We start from the raw sequence: 19,503 nt of genomic DNA, 5'->3' as shown, positions 1-19,503 counted from the left end.
TCGCGCAGGACGGCGGCCCGGGCCAGCGCGTCGGACACCCGGTGGACGGCGTAGGTCGCGGCCTCGTGGACGGCGGCGGCGACCGCGGCCTCCCGGCGGCGCCGCTCCTGCCGCTCGCGCAGCCGCTCGCGGGCGGCGATCTCGTTGCGCGCGGCGCCCTCGAGCGAGTCGGCCCGGCCGGCGAGCGAGCGGGCCCGCTCCTCCGTCGTGCGCAGGGCCAGGCGGACCTCGGTCTCGGCGGTGCGGGCCCGGCTCGCCTCGAGCTCCAGGCGGTCGCGGTCGTCGGTGGCGGGCTCGGCGTGGTCCTCGGCGGGCTCGGCCTCGGCCTGCTCCAGCCGCTCGGCGAGCGCGGCGAGCTCGGTCCGGTCGGCCTCCAGCCGCTCCTCGGCCTGGGCGATGGCCCGCTCGGCCCGCTCGGCCTCGGCGGAGGCCGTGCGGACGGCGGCGCCGAGGGAGCCCAGCCGCTCGGCGACGGCCGCCATCCGGGCGTCGGACTCGTGCAGGGCCTCCAGCGCGTCGTCGACGTCGCCGCGCAGGCCCTGCTCCCGCTCCTGGGCCGCGGACAGCGCGAACCGCGAGCGCTCCAGGCGGGCCGAGGCCTGGTCCAGCGCGGCCCGGGTCTCCTCGACCGCGGCCTGCACCTCGAGCAGGGACTCCCCCGCGCTGCTCCCGCCGCGGGCCCAGCCGGGACCGAACACGTCGCCGTCGGCGGTCACCGCGGTGACGCCCGGGTGGCGGGCCACGAGGGCCAGGGCGTGCTCGCTCGTGGGGACCAGGGCCACCCGCTCCAGCAGCTGCTCGACGGCCGGGGCCACCTCCGCGGGCGCCTGCACGACGTCCCGCGCCCACACGGCGTCCTCGTCCAGGGCCGGCCAGTCCTGCGGCTGTGACGGCGCGGCGGTCTCGCCGACGAGCAGGGCCGCGCGCCCCCCGTCGGTCTCGCGCAGGGTCGCCAGCGCGGCGGCGGCCGACCCGGCGCTGCCGACCGCGAGCGCCTCCGAGGCCCAGCCGAGCGCCGCGGCGACCGCGGCCTCGTGACCGCCGGTGACGTGCAGCAGGGAGGAGACGGCACCGATGACCCCGTGCGCCTCGTCGGCGGCCTCGAGCAGCGTCGCGGCGCCGTCCTTGCGGCGCAGGCTCATCTCCAGCGCCCCGAGCCGGGCCTGGGCCGACGCGCGGTCCCGCTCGGCGTCGCGCTCCTGGCCCTGCAGCGAGACGATCTCGGCCTCGACCTCGGCCAGCCGCTCGGCGGCGGCCTCGAAGGTCGTGTCCAGCCCCTCCTCGCCCTCCTCGTCGTCGGCGATGCCGCCCTCGAGCCCGGCGAACTCGCGCTCGGAGTCGGCGGCGCGCTGGCGGGCCTCTGAGGCGACGGTGCGCAGCCGGCCGACCTCGGCCTCGCCGGCCTCGATCCGGCTGCGGCGGCCCCCGACCTGGCCGTTCAGCTTCGCCAGGCCCTCGCGCCGGTCGGCCGCGGCCCGGGCCAGCCGGGCCAGGCGCTGCTGCTCCGCGGCGGACGCGACCTCGGCCTCCTCGCGGGCGGCGACGGCCTGCTGCAGGGCCTCGGTCGTCTCGGCGATCTCGGCCTGGAGCAGTGCCTCGGCCTCGCGGGCCTGGGCGGCCTGGGCGCGCAGCTCGTCGGGGTCGCGGCCGCTCGTCGTCTCGTGCACCTCGTCCTGGGAGAGCAGGCGGACCCGCTCGGCGGCGACCGAGCCGGTCGACTCCAGCCGGTCGCGCAGGCTCTGGAGGCGGACGACGCGCTCCTGGCTGCGGCCGAGCTCGGGGGCGGCCTCGGCGGCGGCCTGCTCGACCTCGGCCAGCCGGGCGCGGGCGGACCCGACCGACTCCTCGACCGCGCGGCGTCGCTCCAGCAGCGCGGTCTCGTCGGCGACCTCCTGCTCGACGACGGCGGTGAGGGAGGCCAGGTCGTCGGCGAGCAGCCGCAGGCGTGCGTCGCGGGCCTCGGTCTGGACGACGGCGGCCCGGCGCGCGGCCTCGGCCTGCCGGCCGAGCGGGCCGAGCTGGCGGCGGATCTCGCCGGTGAGGTCCTGGACGCGGGTGAGGTTGCCCTCCATCTGGTCCAGCTTGCGCAGCGTGCGCTCCTTGCGGCGCCGGTGCTTGAGGACGCCCGCGGCCTCCTCGATGAACCCGCGGCGCTCCTCGGGGGTGGCGCGCAGCACGGTGTCGAGCTGGCCCTGCCCGACGATGACGTGCATCTCGCGCCCGAGCCCGGAGTCGCTGAGCAGCTCCTGGACGTCGAGCAGCCGGCAGCCGGTGCCGTTGATCGCGTACTCCGAGCCGCCGCCGCGGAACATCGTCCGGGTGATCGTCACCTCGGTGTAGTCGATGGGCAGCGCGCCGTCGGAGTTGTCGATGGTGAGGCTGACCTCGGCCCGGCCGAGCGGCGGGCGGCCCGAGGTCCCGGCGAAGATGACGTCCTCCATCTTGCCGCCGCGCAGGCTCTTGGCCCCCTGCTCGCCCATGACCCAGGCGAGGGCGTCGACGACGTTGGACTTGCCGGAGCCGTTCGGGCCGACGACGCACGTGATGCCGGGCTCGAGGCGCATCGTCGTCGCCGAGGCGAAGGACTTGAACCCCTTGAGGGTCAGCGTCTTGAGGAACATGCGGCGGGTCGTCGTCTCTCGGGTGCGGTGGCGGCCGGGCTGCGGGGGTGCGGTCCCGGCCCGGTCGGGACGCGGGCGATGCTACCCGCGGGGCACGGACCCGCCCGGGACGCCGCCGCCACTCCCGTGGTGCGTGAGACCCCTGGGGCTGCCGTCACCCCTGGTACCCCTGTGACTCCCCCCGTCGCCCCGACTTTCCCGCCCCATCCGGGAAAGCGGGGGTTCGCGCACCCGGCCTTCCCTTGCCAACCCCGACTTTCCCGCCCCATCCGGGAAAGCGGGGGTTCGCGCACCCGGCCTTCCCTTGCCAACCCCGACTTTCCCGCCCCATCCGGGAAAGCGGAGGTTCGCGCACCCGGCCTTCCCTTGCCAACCCCGACTTTCCCGCCCCATCCGGAAAAGCGGGGGTTCGCGTACCCGGTCTTCCCCGGCGAACCCCGGGCACGCCGGATGGGGCGGGAAAGTCGGGACGGGGGGTCAGGAGTCGCCGTGGGCGAGGCGCTCGTGGTGGTGGATGACCTCGGCGATGATGAAGTTGAGGAAGGCCTCGGCGAACTGGGGGTCGAGCCCGGACTCGTGGGCGAGCGCCCGCAGCCGGGTGACCTGGCGCTCCTCCCGCGAAGGGTCGGCGGCCGGCAGCCCGGAGCGGGCCTTGAGCTCGCCGACCGCCTGCGTGCACTTGAACCGCTCCGCGAGCAGGTGGACGAGGGCGGCGTCGATGTTGTCGATGCTCGCCCGCAGCCGAGCCAGGTCCGGGGGGATGTCGCTCACCCGGTCATCGTAGGAACGCCGCCGTTCTAGGGCACCCGCCGTCCGGTCCACGGTCCCCGGCCCTTGGTCCACGCGCCCGAGCCCCCGGTCCACAACCCGCGAGCTGCGAACCGGCAGCCACGCTCCACGGTCGACGGCCCCCCGGCTCCGGACCCTGGGCCTCCGGTCCATGGCCCCTGCTCCGGTTCCCGTCCTTCATCAACGGCCAGCAGCCCCCGGTCCACGGCCCCCCGGCCACCGGCCTCCGGCCTCCGTCCGCGGTCGACGGCCCCCCGGCCCCCGGCTTCCGGCTTCCGGCTTCCGGTCCACGGGCGCCCGGCCTCCGGTCCACGGGTACCCGCCGTCCGGTCCGCGGTCCCCGGCCCTTGGTCCGCGGTCCACGGGCACCCGCCGTCCGGTCCACGACCCGCGAATTACGAGCCGACGGCCCCTGCCACCCCATGCACGGCCCCCGCCTTCGGTCCGCGGCCCCGAGCCCCGACGCCCGGGCCACGAGTCACAAGCCACGGTCGCTGACCCCCCGGCCCGGCCTCCGGTCCACGGGCGCCCGCCCTCCGGTCCCGGGCCACGGGGTCCTTCGCGACTGTCGGTCGTCGAACGGCGCCGCCCGTCGGCGGGAGGGGGCGGTCAGCGCTCGCGGAAGCCGGTCTCCCCCGCGGCCTCGGACCAGCGCGGCTCGGACGCCGACGTCACCTCTCCGGGACGTCCCTCCGGCGCGGGGTGAACGGCCAGCAGCGCGACGAGCCGCTCGAGCGACGCTCGCGGCCCCTCGGCGACGACCTCGACCCGGCCGTCGGAGGTGTTGCGGGCCCAGCCGGCGAGCCCGAGCTCCAGGGCCCGGGAGCGGGTCCACCAGCGGAACCCGACGCCCTGGACGCGGCCGCGGACGTGGACGGTGACGCGGAGCGGGTCGGTGGACATCGCCGGTCAGCCTAGGTCCACCCGGCCATCAGGTGGGTGACCGTCGGCCGGCCGGGGGTGGCCGACGTCGTCATCGGGCTGCGCATCGGGGCCCTCCCCGGTGGCGCCCTGATCATCGAGACGTGCCGGAACCGAACGCCGGAACGACCCCGGCCGCGCCCGCGCGCCTCCACCCCACCGTCACCACCCGTCACTACGGTTGCACCATGGAGCCGCACGGCCCGCGGGCCGCAGGTGGCGTCGCCACCGCGCGACGCCCGGGCCCGGACGCGCCCGCATCCTCCCCACGTCGTCTCCCCGGCCTCGACGGGCTGCGCGGGCTCGCGGTCGTCGCCGTCGTCGTCTTCCACCTCGACCCGCAGTGGCTGCCCGGCGGTTTCCTCGGCGTCGACGTCTTCCTCGTCGTCTCCGGCTTCGTCATCACGACCCTCCTGCTGCGCGAGCGCGCCGAGACCGGCCGGGTCGACCTCCCCGCGTTCTGGCGGCGGCGGGTGCGTCGCCTGCTGCCGCCGCTGCTGCTCGTCGTGCCGGCCGCGGTGCTCCTGGCGCGGCTGTCCGACCCCGACCTGCTCGTCGGCATCGGGCGGCAGGTCCTCGGCGCGCTGACCTTCACGACCAACTGGGTCGAGGTCGCCGCCGGCACCGACTACTTCGCGCACACCTCGCCCACCCTGCTGGCCCCGCTGTGGTCGCTCGCCGTCGAGGAGCAGTTCTACCTCGTGTGGCCGCTGGCCCTCCTGCTCCTCGTCCGGGCCGTGCGCACCCCCGCCGCCCGCGGCGGGGTCGCCCTCGGCCTCGCCGTGCTCTCGGCCGGCCTCATGGCCCTGCGCCTCGACCCGGAGTACCCCACCCGCGTCTACTACGGCACCGACACCCACGCCGTCGGCCTCATGCTCGGCAGCGCGCTCGCCCTGGCCCTGACGACCCCCGACGGCCGGCTCGCCCGGCCCGCCCTCTGGGACCGGCACCGCCGCGGCGTGGGCGGCGCGGCCCTGCTGACCCTCCTCGCGCTGTTCGCCGTCGCCGACGAGCGGTCGGCCTGGACCTTCCGCGGCGGCATCCTCCTCGCCTCGCTCGCGACGACGGTCCTCGTCCTCGTCCTCGTCGAGCGCCCGGGCCGGCTGCGGGCCCTCCTCGAGGTCCCGCTCGCCCGCTGGCTCGGGACCCGCAGCTACGGCATCTACCTGTGGCACTGGCCCGTCGTGCTCGTCGTCGGGCGGGACCTGCCCTTCGCCCCCGGCAGCGGTGACTACGTGCTCTCCCGGCTCTGGGCGGTGCTCGTCACCCTCGCCGCGGCCGACCTGTCCTACCGCTTCGTCGAGACCCCCGTCCGCACCCTCGGGGTGGGCGGCGCCTTCGCCGCCCTCACCCGGCGGCTGCGGACCGCCGGCACCCGGCGCGCGCGGGTGGTCTGGGCGGTGGTGGCCGTCGTCGCCGTCGCCGTCCCCGTCGTCCTCGTCACCGCCCCGGACCGGACCGCCACCGAGACCTCGCTGGCGGCGCAGGAGGCCGCGCTGCGCTCCCGCGCCGCGGCCGAGGCCCCGGCCGCCCCGGCCGCACCCGCCGCACCGGCCGCGCAACGGACGGCGGCGCCCACCGGCACCGCCGACTGGTCGATGCCGAAGGGGCGCGAGATCGACGGCTTCGGCGACTCGATGCTCGTCGGGGCCAGCGACGCGCTGGAGTACTGGCTCGACGGGATCCGGCTCGACGCCCGGTCCAACCGGCGCTGGAGCGAGGCCCCCGGACTCGTCGCCGCCCGCGGCACGGGCCTGCGCCGCGCGGTCGTCCTCGCCTTCGGGACCAACTTCGGCACCGACGCGCCGGCCCTGCGGCGCACCCTGCGCGAGATCGGCCCGGACCGGATGGTCGTCGTCGTCACCGTGCACGGCCGCTACGCCCGCGCCGAGCAGGACAACGAGCAGCTGCTCGAGGCGGTGCGGGGGTACGACAACGTCGTCGTCGCCGACTGGGACAAGGCCCTGGACGGGACCAGCGGCATGCTCCAGTCCGACGACATCCACCCGAGCATCGAGGGCGCGCACCTCTACACGCGCGTCGTGCGCGACGCGTTCGCGGAGCTGTCGACCCGCCGGACGGGCAAGGCCGTGAAGCTCGAGCTCATCCGCCTGCCCTGAGCCGCCGGCGCCCGACACCACCCGGGCGAGGCCGGGGCGGACCCCCTCAGCCGGCGCAGCGGCGCTCGGCGGCCCGGTCGGCGACGTCGGCGTCCGAGCAGAACCCGCGCCCGGAGCGCTTGAGGCAGAGCAGCCCGAGGAGCATGCCGTCCTCGTCGACCACCGCGTACCGGCGTGAGCCCTGCTCGCGCATCCGCCGCCGCAGCACCTCGACGTCCTCGCCGGGCGTCACCGACCGCTCCGCCCCGGCGCCGCACGCGGCCGCCGGCGTGTCGTCCGGGGCCGTGCAAACGTCGTCGCGGTCGACGACGGCGAGCAGCCGCCCGGCGTCGACGACGAGGGCGACGTGCACGTGGTCGTCGCGGAAGAGGGCGCGCAGGTCGCCGGCCGTCGCGTCGGGGCCGTGGGTCTTCGGGGTGCTGAGCATGACGTCGGCGACGGTGCGGGGCCGCGTCGGGGTCATGTCCCCATCATGGGCCCCCGACCCCGGTCGCGGCCCGGAGCGCGCCACGGTGGTCACCGCAGCGCGACCCGGCGGCGGGGTCGTGGCTGGCAGCGCGGGCAGGAGAAGGAGCTGCGGTTCATGAACTGCTCGCGGCGGATCGGGGTGCCGCAGCGCGGGCACGGACGGCCGGCCTGGCCGTAGGCGGCGAGCGAGCGGTCGAAGTACCCCGAGGCGCCGTTGACGTTGACGTAGAGCGCGTCGAAGCTCGTCCCGCCCTGGCCGAGGGCCTCCCCCATCACCTCCGTGGCGGCGTCCAGGACGGCGGCGATCCGCGGCTTGCTCAGCGCCGATGCGGGCCGCTCGCCGTGCACCCCGGCCCGCCACAGGGCCTCGTCGGCGTAGATGTTGCCGATCCCGGAGACGACGGTCTGGTCCAGCAGGACCCGCTTGATCGCGCTGTCCTTGGCCTTGACCCGGCGGACGGCGGCGGCGGCGTCGAAGGCGGGCTCGAACGGGTCCGGGGCGATGTGGGCGATGGTCGCGGGGATGCCGTCCGGGCCGAGGGCCGACAGGGCCAGTCCGCCGAAGGTGCGCTGGTCGACGAAGCGCAGCTCGGGGTCACCGCCGGCGAAGCGGACGCGGGCGTGCAGGTGGGTCTCGTCCGGGGCGGCGGCCTCCTCGACGAGCAGCTGGCCGCTCATCCCCAGGTGCAGCAGCAGCCCGAGATCGTCCCCGAGGTCCCACCACAGGTACTTGCCGCGACGCCGGACGGCGACGACCCGGCGGCCGGTGAGGCGCGCGGCGAGGTCGTCCGGACCGGCGAGGTGCCGGCGGGCCACCCGGTGCCCGCGCAGCTGGACGCTCTCGATGACGCGTCCCTCGACGTGGTCGGCGAGGCCGCGGCGGACGACCTCGACCTCGGGGAGCTCAGGCACCCCTCGTGCCGTCCCCCAACGGCCGCTCCGCGGTGGACACCGCCCCCTCGTGGGCCTCGCGGATGGCCGCCCAGGCGTGCGCCGCGGCCTCCTGCTCGGCGACCTTCTTCGTGCGCCCGGTGCCGCGCCCGAGGACCCGCCCGCCCACGGCGACCTCGGCCTCGAAGGACTTCGCGTGCTCGGGGCCGTCCTCGGCGACGCTGTACTCGGGCGAGCCGAGGCCGTGCCTGGAGCTGATCTCCTGGAGGCTCGTCTTCCAGTCCAGGCCGGCGCCGAGCGTCGCGGACTGGGCGAGCAGCGGGTCGACGAGGTGGTGCACGAGCTCGCCCGCGGCCTCGATGCCGGAGGCGGAGTAGACGGCACCGATGACGGCCTCGACGGTGTCGGCGAGGATCGAGTCCTTGTCGCGGCCACCGGTGCTCTCCTCGCCCCGGCCGAGGAAGACGTGGTCGCCGAGGCCGAGGGTGCGCCCGACGTCGGCCAGCGCGCGCATGTTGACGACGGCGGCGCGCAGCTTGGCCAGCTGCCCCTCGCTCTCGTCGGGGTTGGTCTCGTAGAGCGTCGTCGTGACGACGAGGCCGAGGACGGAGTCGCCGAGGAACTCCAGCCGCTCGTTGTGCGGCAGCCCGCCCATCTCGTAGGCGTAGGAGCGGTGCGTCAGGGCACGACGGAGCAGCGCCTCGTCGACCGCGACGCCGGTGACCCCCTCGAGGAGGTCGCCGAGCTCGGTGACGGGACGCAGGGGTTGCAGATCGTCAGGCGAAGCCGACCCCTTGCCCATCGGTGGGCCCGGGTCAGCCCTGGTGCTCGGTGCGCTCGGCGACGCCGTAGTGGCGCCCCTTGTAGGCACCGCACGACGGGCACGCCATGTGCGGCTGGGTGGGCGACTTGCACTGCGGGCAGGTCGTGGTGACGACCGCGGTCGCCTTCCAGTTGGCGCGGCGCGAGCGGGTGTTGGAACGGGACATCTTCCGCTTCGGAACGGCCACGTCAGGTCCTCTTCTCTGTCGTCGTCGGCGGGTTCTCGGCCAGGGCCGAGAGGGCCGCCCATCGGGGGTCGATCTCGTCGTGCTCGTGCTCCGGGTCCTCCGCGAGCGGCTGGCCGCACACGGAGCACAGGCCGGGGCAGTCCGGCCGGCAGACCGGCTGGAACGGCAGTGCGGGCACCACCGTGTCCCGGACCACCGGGTCGAGGTCGATGAGACCGTCCTCGACCAGGCGCTCCTCGTCGGCGTCCTCGTCCCCCACCTCGCGGTGGTGGTCGTGGCGGTCGGCGTGGACGAACAGCTCCTGGAAGCTCCCGTCGACCTCGACGGTCACCGGGTCCAGGCACCGGACGCACGCGCCGGTCGCCGTGCCACGGACCCGCCCGGTGACCAGGACGCCCTCGAGCACCGACTCCATCCGCAGGTCGAGCCGGAGGGGGCTGCCCTCCGGGACCGCGAGGACGTCGGTGCCCAGGTCGTCCGGCGCGCCGGCCTCCCGCTCCAGCTCGTGCATCGACCCCGGCCGACGTCCCACGAGCTTCGTGTCGAGCACGAGCGGGGAACGGGGGTCGAGTCGGGACATGGCTTTCACGAAAGGTCGGATCCGGGACGGGTCGCGCCGCACGGACGCAGACCGAGGGACAACGTTACCGGCACGGGTCCCTCCCTCCCAAACCGAGCCGCAGGTGAGCGGCCCGTGCGGCCGGTGCGACCTCAGCCGCCGCCGTTCTCCGGCGGCGCCGGGCGGGCGTCGCCGAGGGCCGCGACGAAGCGCGGGGCCAGGGTGCGGGCATAGGTGGCGGTCACGTGGTCGCCGGCCCGGTGGACCGCGACGTGCCCGATGACGACGGGGCACTCGCCGCCGGGGCAGATCCACGGGGTGAGGTCGAGCAGTCGCACCCGGTCGCTGTCGACGAGGTCGATGGCCTCGCGCTGCACGGGCAGGCCGCTGTCCGCGACGGCCGGGCCGGCGGGGAAGGTGCACTGCTCGAGCTCGTCGGGGTGCCAGGCCGCGCACACGTCGAGGTCGTCGGGCGAGGCCGGGCTGTCCCCGACGACGACGACGGGCACGTCGGCGTCGGCGAGCGCCGACCAGGTCCGGGCGTACCCGGCGGCCAGCATCCCCTCGTCGGCGCCGCGCCCGTCCCAGGCGCCGCGGGCCACCCCGGAGGTGACGACGACGTCCGGCGGGTCGGCCCGGAGCCGGTCGACGACGGCGGCGTTCCAGGCGTCGCACTCGGGGTAGGCGCGCCCGCCCTCGGTGGCCGGGGCGTCGGCGAAGGCGCAGGCGGACTTGCCGTAGGTGACGACCCGCCAGCCCTCGTCGTCGGCGCGCTGCTGGAGGGCGGGCAGCCACTGCATGGCCTTGGAGTCGCCGACGAGCGCCACCGTCGTCGCCCCGGAGGGGTCGCCGAAGACGCACTCGACCGGGTCGGTGGCCGCGTGCGGCACCTGGCAGCGGTCGACGTCGGCGTCCGGGCGGTCCTTGCCGGCGAGCAGCGGGTCGGGGGTCACCCAGCCGGGGTCGACCTCGTCGGCGACGGCCCGGCCGCGCACGACGGTCGCGGCGCCGAGCCGGTCGACCGACGGCCTCGCGCCGTCCTCGGGCGAGGTGACGAACGGCGAGCGCAGGGGCAGCAGCGGGAGGGCGACCGCCACCCCGACGAGCGAGAGCAGCAGCCCGGAGGCCACCAGCACCCGCGGGCGCCCGCGCAGGAAGGTGCCGTGGTGGATGGGTCCCTCGACGTACCGCCAGGAGATCCAGGCCGGCCAGAGCGAGGCCAGCGCGACGGAGAGCCGGACCCAGGTCGGCATGGGCTCGCCGACGAGGTACTCGTAGGTCCACCCGCCGAGGACGAGGACCGGCCAGTGCCACAGGTACACCGAGTAGGACATGCCGCCGAGCCACACCATCGGCCGGGTGCCGAGCAGCCGCACCGGTCCCCACCGCGAGCCGTGCCAGCCGGCCCAGATGACGAGAGCGGTCGGCAGCGTCGGCAGCAGCGCCCAGGCGCTCGGCCACTCGATGCCGGTCGGCAGCCGGACCGCGACGACGACGACGGCGACCAGCCCGAGCCAGCCGAGCACGGCCGTCCACCACGGCGGGCGGCCGGGATGGTCGCGGCCGGTCACCCAGACGGCGAGCAGCGCCCCGACCCCGAGCTCCCAGACCCGCGTCGTCGTCGTGAAGAACGAGGCGGCGGGCGAGACGTGCGAGGCGTAGACCGACCAGGCGAAGGACGCGAGGACGAGCACGCCGAGGACGACCGCGACCGTGCGCCGGTCCGGGCGCCGGCCGAGCCGGCGCGCGAGCACGGCGACGGCGAGCAGCAGCAGCGGCCAGACGAGGTAGAACTGCTCCTCCACCGAGAGCGACCAGTAGTGCTGCACGGGCGAGGGGCGCGCGTCGGACGCCAGGTAGTCGACCTCCCGGCCCGCGAGCACCCAGTTGACGACGTACGTGGCGGACGCCATGACGTCGTGCGCGATGGACTGGCGCCGCTCCCCCGGGACGACGAGGAAGGACCAGAGCGAGACGACGGCGAGGACGAGCACGGCCGCCGGCAGCAGGCGGCGGACCCGGCGCCCGAGGAAGCGGACCCACGAGATCGTCCCGGTGCGGGCGAGCTCGACGAGCAGCAGCGAGGTGATGAGGAAGCCGGAGATGACGAAGAAGACGTCGACGCCGACGAAGCCGGCGGCCACGGGCAGCCCCGCGTGGTAGGTGAGGACCGCGAGGACGGCGACGGCGCGCAGGCCCTCGATGTCCGGCCGGAACCCGGGACGCTGGCGACGGCCGTCGTGCACCCGCCGGGCCGCCGGCCGTGCCTCAGTGGTCGTCACGCAGCCTCGCGAGCAGGGCGTCGCGGACCTCGTCGGGGACGAGCCCGGTGACGTCGCCGCCGTAGCGGACGACCTCCTTGACCAGCGAGCTGGAGACGTGCGAGAGCGAGGGCTCGCCGGGCAGGAACACCGTCTCGACGCCGGTGAGGTGGCGGTTCATCAGCGCCATCGGCAGCTCGTAGTCGAGGTCGGTGCCGCCGCGCAGGCCCTTGACGACGGCGGCCGCCCCGACCTCGCGGCACACGTCGACGAGCAACCGGTCCGCGAAGGCCTGCACCGAGACGGTGTCCTCGAGCCCGGCGGCGGCCACCGCGGACTCGACGAGCGCGACCCGCTCGGCCACGGCGAAGACGCCCTGCTTGGCCGGGTTGTGCAGCACCGCGACGACGACCTCGTCGTACAGGGCCGCGGCGCGGACGACGATGTCGAGGTGCCCGTGGGTCACGGGGTCGTAGGAGCCGGGGCACACGGCCCGGCGCGCGGCGTCGCTCACGCGCGTCAACCTAGCAAGGCGACCTGCGCCGCTCAGCCGCCCTTCTTGGCGCCGTCCTCGACCTCCTCGGCCAGCTCGTCGGCCGTCTCCTTGATCTTCTCGGCCTCCTCGCGGGCGTCCTCCGGCGCGAGCGTGCCCTCGTCGACGGCGGCGGTGAGGATCGCCGCGACCTGGTCGACGGACGCGCAGCCCTCGTCGAGCAGCTGGTTGCGGCGGGCGGTCCAGGCGGCGCCGAGCCGCTCGCGGTCGGCCACCGCCACGTCCTCGCGGGCCGGGTTGAGGATGGTCTGCTCCTCCTCGTTGGAGTGGTGGTTGACCACCGTCGCGAGGTCCTCGAGCGCCTCGTCGTAGTCCTCGCCGGTCGTGTCCTCGACCCGGAGGAAGGCGAGCAGCTTCTCGTGGATCTCGGCGTGCTCCTCCTCGCCGTGCTCCGCCTCGTGGTCGCTGATGTCGTCGGCCTGCGCCCGCAGCGTCGGGTAGACCTCCTCCTCCTCGGCCTCGGCGTGCGCGACGAGCACCTCGGCCAGCGCCTGCCGCGCGGAGGAGCGGTCGGTGTCGGTGCGCCGGCACTCGCGCAGGAGGTCCTCGAAGCGGCGGTGGTCGTCCAGGATGAGCTCGAGGACGTCGCCGTCGCCGAGCCTCGGGATGTCGTGGTCGCTCATGCCGGTCATCCTGTCACGCAGGCCGTCCGGGTCCGGAGCACCCGTCGAAGGTCCGGCGGCCGGGGTCTGCGCGGGGCCGTCGGCGGGCCGGGCGTGGTCGGCGGACACCTCGGCCAGCCAGAGCGTGGTCTCGCCGTAGCGGCGGGGCCGGCCCGTCCGCTCGAGGCCGCCCGGCCAGGCGGGCTCCGGCGAGCGGGAGGACCGCTCGACGACGACGAGCGCCCCCGGCGCGGCCCAGCCGGCCGCCAGGCGCCGCAGCACCGCGGCGAGCATCTCCTCGCCGACGTCGTAGGGCGGGTCGAGCAGGACGAGGTCGGCGGGGTCGTCGGGGCCGGGGTCCGGGGCGAGGACGGCCGCGACCGGTGCGGCCACGACCCGCGCGCCCGGCAGCCCGAGCGTGCGGACGTTGGCGGTGACGACGGCCGCGGCGCGCCGGTCGGACTCGACGAGCACGACCGAGCGCGCCCCGCGCGAGAGCGCCTCCAGGCCGAGCGCGCCGGACCCGGCGTACAGGTCGAGGACCCGCGCGCCCGCGACGGCGTCACGGGCGTCGAGGGCCGAGAACAGCGCCTCGCGCACCCGCTCGCTCGTCGGCCGGGTGCCCGACCCCGGTGGCGTCCGCAGGGTCCGCCCGCCCGCGACCCCGGCGACGACGCGGGTCACCCGCGCTCCAGGTAGGCGGCCTGCTCGGCGTCGACCCGGGCCTGGACCGCGGCGGCGAGGAGCGGGTGGTGGTCGAGCCCCGGGTCCGCGTCGACGATCGCGAAGGCGTCCTCGCGGGCGGCCTCGACGACGTCCTCGTGCTCGAGGATGTGGAGGAACTCCAGCTGGGTGCGGCGGCCGTGCTGCGCGGCCCCGAGGATGTCACCCTCGCGCCGCTGGGAGAGGTCGAGGCGGGCGAGCTCGAAGCCGTCGGTCGTCGCGGCGACGGCCTCGAGCCGGACCCGCGCGGGCTCGGCGTCCGAGCCGGTGACGAGCAGGCAGAGGCCGGGGAAGCCCCCGCGGCCGATGCGCCCGCGCAGCTGGTGCAGCTGGGAGACCCCGAAGCGGTCGGCGTCCATGACCACCATGACGGACGCGTTCGGCACGTCGACCCCGACCTCGACGACGGTGGTGGAGACGAGGACGTCGGTCTCGCCCCGCTGGAAGCGCGCCATGACGGTGTCCTTGGCCTCCGGAGGCATCCGGCCGTGCAGCACCTCGACGGTGAGGCCGGCCAGGGCGGGCTCCTCGGCCAGCTGCGCCTCGACGGCCGTCACGCTCTTCAGCGGCCGCGGCGGGGCGGCGCCCTCGCCGTCGGTCCCGTCCTCGCCCGGCTCCGCGGGGACGACGGTGTCGTCGTCGGGAACGTCGTCCTCCCCGATCCGCGGGCAGACGACGTACACCTGCCGGCCGCCCGCGACCTCTTCGGCGACCCGGGCCCAGGTGCGGGCCATCCACCCCGGCTTGTCCTCGGGGACGACGTGCGTCGTGATCGGAGCCCGGCCGGCCGGCAGCTCGCGCAGGGTGGAGGTCTCGAGGTCGCCGAAGACGGTCATCGCCACGGTGCGCGGGATGGGCGTCGCCGTCATGACGAGGACGTGCGGCGGGGTGGTGCCCTTGCCGCGCAGGGCGTCGCGCTGCTCGACCCCGAAGCGGTGCTGCTCGTCGACGACGACGAGCGCGAGGTCGGCGAACTGGACGTGCTCCTGGAGCAGGGCGTGGGTGCCGACGACGATGCCCGCGTCGCCGGACGCGGCGTCGAGCAGCGAGCGCTTGCGCTCGGCGGCGGACTGGCTGCCGGTGAGCAGGACGACCCGGGTCCCCTGGTCGGCGCCACCCAGCATCCCGCCCTCGGCGAGGTCGCCGAGCATCCGGGTGATGGTCCGGTGGTGCTGCGCCGCGAGCACCTCGGTGGGCGCGAGCAGGGCCGCCTGGCCGCCGGCGTCGACGGCCTGCAGCATGGCCCGCAGCGCGACGACGGTCTTGCCCGAGCCGACCTCGCCCTGGAGCAGCCGGTGCATCGGCGTCTCCCGGCCGAGCTCGTCGGCGACGGTGGCGCCGACCTCGCGCTGCCCGCCGGTGAGCGCGAACGGGAGCCGGTCGTCGAAGGCGTCGAGCAGGCCACCCTCGCGAGCCGGGCGGGCCCGGGTCACCTGGCCGGAGGCGGCCCGGCGCCGCATGGCCAGGGTGGTCTGGAGGACGAACGCCTCCTCGTAGCGCAGCCGCCGCCGCGCCCGCTCGACCTCGTCCAGGGTGTCGGGGCCGTGGATGCCGCGCAGGGCGTCGGTCCGGGTGACCAGCCGCCGGCGCTCGCGCACCTCGTCCGGCAGGGCGTCGGGCACGTCGTCGAGGACGTCGAGCACCCGCCGCACGCTCTCGGTGACCGTCCACGTGTGCAGCGGCCCGACGGGGCGGTAGATGGGGATCAGGGCCTTGCGCTCCCCGGCGTCGAAGTCGTCGAGCATCGTGTAGCCGGGGTGGGCGAGCTGGAGGCGGTGGCGGTAGCTGCTGACGGTCCCGGCGAAGATGCCGCGGGCGCCGGGGACGAGGACCTTGGCGTGCGGGTAGGGGCGGAAGAAGGTGACGTCGAGGTCGTGCCGGCCGTCGGTGATGACGACCTCGAGGATGGTGCCGCGCCGCTTCTGCATCGGCCGGGTGCTCGCGGACCGCACCTCGGCGACGCCGACGAGGAACTCGCCGGGGGTCACGGCGCCGAGGTCGGCCTCGCGGGTGCGGTAGCGGCGCGGCCAGAACGCCAGGAGGTCCCCGACGGTGCGGATGTCCCGGTGCTTCTCGAACTTCTGGGCGGCCGTGGCGATGATCGGCCGCAGCCGGCTGGACTCGGTCGCCACGTCACTCCACCCCGACGAGCAGCGGGTAGACGGGCTGGCCGCCGTCGATGACGACGACCTCGACCTCCGGGCGCTCCCGGCCGAGGAGGTCGGCCACCCGGTCGGCGAGCGCGGTGTCGGCGTCGGCCCCGACGAGCAGGGTCACGAGCTCGCCGCCGGCCGACAGCAGCCGGTGCAGCACCTCGCGGGCGACGTCGGCCGGGTCGGTGCCGAGCAGCGCGACGTCGCCGTCGACGATGCCGAGGACGTCGCCCGGGTGGCAGACCCCGGCCCAGGTCAGCGCCTCCTTCGTCGCCACGGTCACCGCGCCGTGACGGGTGGAGACCGCGGCACCGGTCATGGCGACGACGTTGGCGTGGACGGTGCGGGCCGGGTCGAGGACGGCGAGCGCGGCGAGGGCCTGGACGGTGGCGCGGGCGGGGACGACGTGCACCTCGAGCCCCTCGTCGGCGGCGGCGCGGGCGGCGACCTCGGCGGTCATGAGGCCGTCGGGGTCGGCGGGCAGGAGGACCACGGACGGGCGGCCGGTGCGGCGGGCGGCGTCGAGGAGCTGGGTCGCGGACGGGCGCCGGCCCGGGCCGAACGGCACGGGCACCGCCCCGGCCTGCTCCAGCAGGGCCGCGACGCCCGGCCCCGCGGCCCCGGCGACGACGCCGAGCGGCAGCACCTGCTCGCGCGCGGCCACCTGGGTGGCGAGGTGGGTGACCCGCACCCGCTCGGGGCGTCCGGCGGCGATGCCGGCCTCGACGGCGGCGCCCGCGTCGTCGACGTGCACGTGGACGTTCCACAGGTCGGGTCCGCCGACGACGAGGAGGGAGTCGCCCAGGCCGTCGAGGGTGGTCCGCAGGGTATCGACGGCCTCTGGGGTGGTGTCGCGGAGCAGGTACATCACCTCGAAGGCCGGCCCGTCGGCGGGCTCGCTCTCGTCGGGGGCGTCCGCCGGTGCGGGGTCGGGGTCGGGGGCGGCGGGACGCCACTCGTCGCGCTCGCGGGCGGGGACGGTCGTGAGCAGGGCGTCGCCGGTGACGGTCCAGTCGCCGGTGACGACCCGGTGCAGAGACTCCAGCAGCAGCACGCAGCCGGCTCCCCCGGCGTCGACGACCCCGGCCCGCGCCAGGGCGGGCAGCTGCTCGGGGGTGCGGGCCAGTGCCTCCTGGGCGGCGGCAACGGCCGCGGCGCTCACGTCGGCGAGGGCACCCCCCGCGTCGGCGGCCCGTCGGGCGGCGCCGGCCGCGGCGTCGGCGACGGTGAGGATCGTCCCCTCCTGCGGGTGCGCGACGCTGCGGCGGGCCTTGGCGGCGCCACGCTCCAGGCACTCCGCGAGCAGCGCGACGTCCACCTGCTGCGCCTCGCGCTCGACGACGACGTCGCACAGGCCGCCGAGCACCTGGCTGAGGATGACGCCGGAGTTGCCGCGCGCGGACATGAGGACCGCCCGGCGCAACGTCTCGCACTCGCGGACCAGGTCGGCGGTCCCGCGGACCCCGTCGGCCTCGAGCGTGGCCGTCGCGTCCTCGATGGCGCCGTCGAGGGTGAGGTAGAGGTTGGTGCCGGTGTCGCCGTCGGGCACGGGGAAGACGTTGAGCTCGTCGATCTCGGCGCGGCGGGCGGCCAGGGCGGCCCGGGTGAGGAGGGCCCAGTGCCGGGCGTCGTCGGCGGTCAACACGTCGGGCACGCGCTCAGGCTAACGTCGACCGGTGTCGGGCGTGGCGCCGCCGTTTTGGACCGCCGGGCGTGCCTCGGCTACTCTGGACCGGTTGCGTGGGCGCCGGCGCGCTGCGCCCCACAGACCATCATCACCCGTACTGCACAGGAGATCACCCGTGGCTGCCACCTGCGACGTCTGCGGCAAGGGCCCCGGTTTCGGGCACAACATCTCGCACTCGCACCGCCGCACCAAGCGCCGCTGGAACCCGAACATCCAGCGCGTCAAGGCCAAGGTGGGCGCCGCGGGCGTCACCCCGAAGCGGCTCAACGTCTGCACCTCGTGCCTGAAGGCCGGCAAGGTCACCCGCTGACCCCCGCCTGACCCACCCGAGAACGGGCGGCTCCCCTCGGGGGGCCGCCCTTTCCGCGTCTCCGACCCACCACCCACCCGGGCAGCCAGCCGAGGGTGCGGGGGTTCGGGGACGTGGGGCGTGCGTGCGGGCATGTGGGGCGTGCGTCGAACGTGCGGGGATGCGGGCGTGCGTGGTCCAACTTTCTCGCCTGATCCCGGAACCTTCAGGTTCGCCCAGGAACGGAACCCCGGCGAACCCGAAGGTTCCGGGATCAGGCGAGGAACGTAGGGGCGAGCGCGGGGTCGGGGGACCCCCGGTGGGCCGGCGCAAACACGGGGTCGGGGCCGGGCGGGCGGGGGTGCGGGGGGTGCGTCGAACTTTCTCGCCTGATCCCGCAAGTTTCAGGTTCGCCCAAGAACGGAACCCCGGCGAACCCGAAGGTTCCGGGATCAGGCGAGAAAGCTGGGGGCGGGCGGGGTCAGGAGCCGGCGAAGTGGTCCCAGCCGGGCGCGTCCGGGACGGCGCCGTCGACGGTGACCCGCGGGCCGTCCGTGCCGATGTCGCCCACCGTGCCGATGACGACCCACGCCTGCCCCGCGAGCGAGCCCAGGTCGGTCCCGGCCGGGAAGCAGCCGACGAGCGAGTGCTCCTCTCCGCCGGCGAGCACCTGGCGCAGCGCCTCGTCCGGACCCAGGGCGTCGGCGATGTCGCCCGCGGCGAACCGCTCCCGCAGCACCGTTCCGTCGAGGTCGACGACCACGCCGCTGGCCCGTGCCACCCGACCGACGTCGGTGACGAGCCCGTCGGAGACGTCGACGAGCGCGTGCGCGCCGGCCCGCGCGGCGACCGGCCCGGCCTCCCACGGCGGCCGGGGCGCCAGGTGGTAGCGGACGAGCGCCTCCCCCGGTTCGCCGGATGCTTGTTCTCCCCTGGGTCGGCCCGCGCCTCCCGATCCGCCGACCACCCCCGGTCCACCGGCCCCGTCCGGTCCGCCGTAGGCACCTGTTTCCCCGGCCCCGCCCGGTCCACCGTCTCCGCCCGGTCCGTCGGCTCCTCCCACTCCGCCCGGTCCGTCGGCTCCTCCCACTCCGCCCGGTCCGCCGTCTCCGCCCGGTCCGTCGGCTTCTCCCACTCCGCCCCGTCCGCCGGAGGCACCGGCTCCCCCGACCTCCCCCGGTCCGCCGGCTCCCCCGGCCTCCCCCGGTCCGCCGGCTCCCCGGGCGCCGGGAGGAGCCGCACCGCCGAGCAGCAGCGCCAGCCCTGCCCCCGAACGCCCGAGCGACCCGCACACCGCGACGACGTCGCCCGGCCGGGCACCCGAGCGCAGCACCGGCGCGCGCCCGTCGAGGTCGCCGAGCGCCGTCGCGGTGACGACGAGCACCCCCTCCGGTGCCGACGACACGTCACCGCCGACGACCGGCGCCCCGGCCTCGGCCGCCGTGGCGGCGAGCCCACGGGCGAGGTCGACCGCCCACTCCACCGGTGTCGCGGGGTCGGCGACGAGCGAGACGAGCAGCCCGGTGGGCCGGGCGCCCATGGCGGCGACGTCCGCGAGGTTCTGCGCGGCGAGCTTGACGCCCACGTCGTACCCGGTGGACCACTCGTCACGCCAGTCGCGGACGGCGACCATGCCGTCGGTCGTCGCCACCACCGAGCCGGACGGCGCGGCGAGGACGGCGGCGTCGTCCCCGGGGCCCACGGGGACGGCCCGCGGGTCGGCCGGCAAGCCCCCGTAGACGGGCAGGACGCGGGCCAGGAGCTCGGCCTCGGTGAGGTCGCGGAGGCGCTGCACGGGCCCTCCTCCCTGCGGTGACGTGCGGACCACCGGCACGGTAGCGTCTGCCGCGTCCCCG

General features: G+C 76.3%; 16 protein-coding genes. 2 read left to right on the top strand and 14 right to left on the bottom strand.

Going from position 1 to position 19,503, the window contains the following annotated elements:
• The 3 genes from smc to EPD83_RS17215 form a co-directional block, all read right to left on the bottom strand.
• A partial coding sequence (smc, locus tag EPD83_RS17225; protein ID WP_165566920.1) for a chromosome segregation protein SMC occupies window positions 1-2,621 on the bottom strand: 2,621 nt, incomplete at its 3' end.
• Between the two features lie 477 nt (window positions 2,622-3,098).
• Window positions 3,099-3,392 carry a chorismate mutase gene (locus tag EPD83_RS20790; RefSeq protein ID WP_128368300.1) on the bottom strand — a complete coding sequence of 98 codons (294 nt, stop codon included), beginning with the start codon at window positions 3,390-3,392 and terminating at the stop codon, window positions 3,099-3,101.
• Window positions 3,393-4,019: 627 nt separating this feature from the next.
• Complete coding sequence (locus tag EPD83_RS17215; protein ID WP_128368301.1) at window positions 4,020-4,313, bottom strand: acylphosphatase; 294 nt, start codon at window positions 4,311-4,313, stop codon at window positions 4,020-4,022.
• A gap of 206 nt (window positions 4,314-4,519) precedes the next feature.
• On the opposite strand from EPD83_RS17215, the gene EPD83_RS17210 reads away from it, so the two are divergent.
• The gene (locus tag EPD83_RS17210; protein WP_165566919.1) at window positions 4,520-6,451 is read left to right on the top strand and encodes an acyltransferase family protein; all 1,932 of its coding nucleotides are present in this window, start codon (window positions 4,520-4,522) and stop codon (window positions 6,449-6,451) included.
• A gap of 46 nt (window positions 6,452-6,497) precedes the next feature.
• Here the strand turns inward: EPD83_RS17210 and EPD83_RS17205 are convergent, their stop codons facing one another.
• The 10 genes from EPD83_RS17205 to EPD83_RS17155 form a co-directional block, all read right to left on the bottom strand.
• The gene (locus EPD83_RS17205) at window positions 6,498-6,914 is read right to left on the bottom strand and encodes a CBS domain-containing protein (RefSeq protein WP_128366400.1); all 417 of its coding nucleotides are present in this window, start codon (window positions 6,912-6,914) and stop codon (window positions 6,498-6,500) included.
• A gap of 53 nt (window positions 6,915-6,967) precedes the next feature.
• The gene (mutM, locus tag EPD83_RS17200; protein ID WP_128366401.1) at window positions 6,968-7,831 is read right to left on the bottom strand and encodes a bifunctional DNA-formamidopyrimidine glycosylase/DNA-(apurinic or apyrimidinic site) lyase; all 864 of its coding nucleotides are present in this window, start codon (window positions 7,829-7,831) and stop codon (window positions 6,968-6,970) included.
• Entirely contained in the window at window positions 7,824-8,612 is a 789-nt protein-coding gene (gene rnc / locus EPD83_RS17195; protein WP_128366402.1) for a ribonuclease III, read from the bottom strand. Before rnc ends, mutM begins: the two co-directional genes overlap by 8 nt.
• Window positions 8,613-8,625: 13 nt before the next feature.
• Window positions 8,626-8,820, bottom strand: coding sequence for a 50S ribosomal protein L32 (rpmF, locus tag EPD83_RS17190; RefSeq protein ID WP_128366403.1), 195 nt, complete (start codon window positions 8,818-8,820; stop codon window positions 8,626-8,628).
• A 1-nt stretch (window position 8,821) separates the two neighbouring features.
• Window positions 8,822-9,400, bottom strand: a complete 579-nt coding sequence (locus EPD83_RS17185; protein ID WP_128366404.1) for a YceD family protein — start codon at window positions 9,398-9,400, stop codon at window positions 8,822-8,824.
• Between the two features lie 131 nt (window positions 9,401-9,531).
• A complete protein-coding gene (locus tag EPD83_RS17180) occupies window positions 9,532-11,661 on the bottom strand; it encodes an acyltransferase family protein (protein ID WP_128366405.1) in 2,130 nt (709 codons plus the stop codon).
• Window positions 11,648-12,154, bottom strand: coding sequence for a pantetheine-phosphate adenylyltransferase (gene coaD / locus EPD83_RS17175; RefSeq protein WP_128366406.1), 507 nt, complete (start codon window positions 12,152-12,154; stop codon window positions 11,648-11,650). Before coaD ends, EPD83_RS17180 begins: the two co-directional genes overlap by 14 nt.
• 32 nt (window positions 12,155-12,186) lie before the next feature.
• On the bottom strand, window positions 12,187-13,479 hold the full coding sequence (gene rsmD / locus EPD83_RS21010) for a 16S rRNA (guanine(966)-N(2))-methyltransferase RsmD (protein ID WP_322095802.1): 1,293 nt from the start codon (window positions 13,477-13,479) through the stop codon (window positions 12,187-12,189).
• Entirely contained in the window at window positions 13,476-15,650 is a 2,175-nt protein-coding gene (locus EPD83_RS17160; RefSeq protein ID WP_165566918.1) for an ATP-dependent DNA helicase RecG, read from the bottom strand. The genes rsmD and EPD83_RS17160 overlap by 4 nt, the downstream gene beginning before the upstream one ends.
• Before the next feature lies 1 nt (window position 15,651).
• On the bottom strand, window positions 15,652-17,325 hold the full coding sequence (locus tag EPD83_RS17155) for a DAK2 domain-containing protein (RefSeq protein ID WP_128367190.1): 1,674 nt from the start codon (window positions 17,323-17,325) through the stop codon (window positions 15,652-15,654).
• A 148-nt stretch (window positions 17,326-17,473) separates the two neighbouring features.
• On the opposite strand from EPD83_RS17155, the gene rpmB reads away from it, so the two are divergent.
• Window positions 17,474-17,668 (top strand): 50S ribosomal protein L28, encoded by a 195-nt coding sequence (gene rpmB, locus EPD83_RS17150; protein WP_128367191.1) that lies wholly within the window; start codon window positions 17,474-17,476, stop codon window positions 17,666-17,668.
• A 460-nt stretch (window positions 17,669-18,128) separates the two neighbouring features.
• Here rpmB and EPD83_RS21005 read toward each other — a convergent pair whose 3' ends face one another.
• Window positions 18,129-19,442, bottom strand: coding sequence for a thiamine-phosphate kinase (locus EPD83_RS21005; RefSeq protein ID WP_128367192.1), 1,314 nt, complete (start codon window positions 19,440-19,442; stop codon window positions 18,129-18,131).
• Window positions 19,443-19,503 lie beyond the last annotated feature (61 nt).

Source organism: Phycicoccus flavus (assembly GCF_004025965.2).
In the GTDB taxonomy this organism is placed as follows: domain Bacteria; phylum Actinomycetota; class Actinomycetes; order Actinomycetales; family Dermatophilaceae; genus Phycicoccus; species Phycicoccus flavus.
The sequence above is the reverse complement of the archived record's forward strand: the minus strand, read 5'-3'. Positions and strand labels throughout refer to the sequence as shown.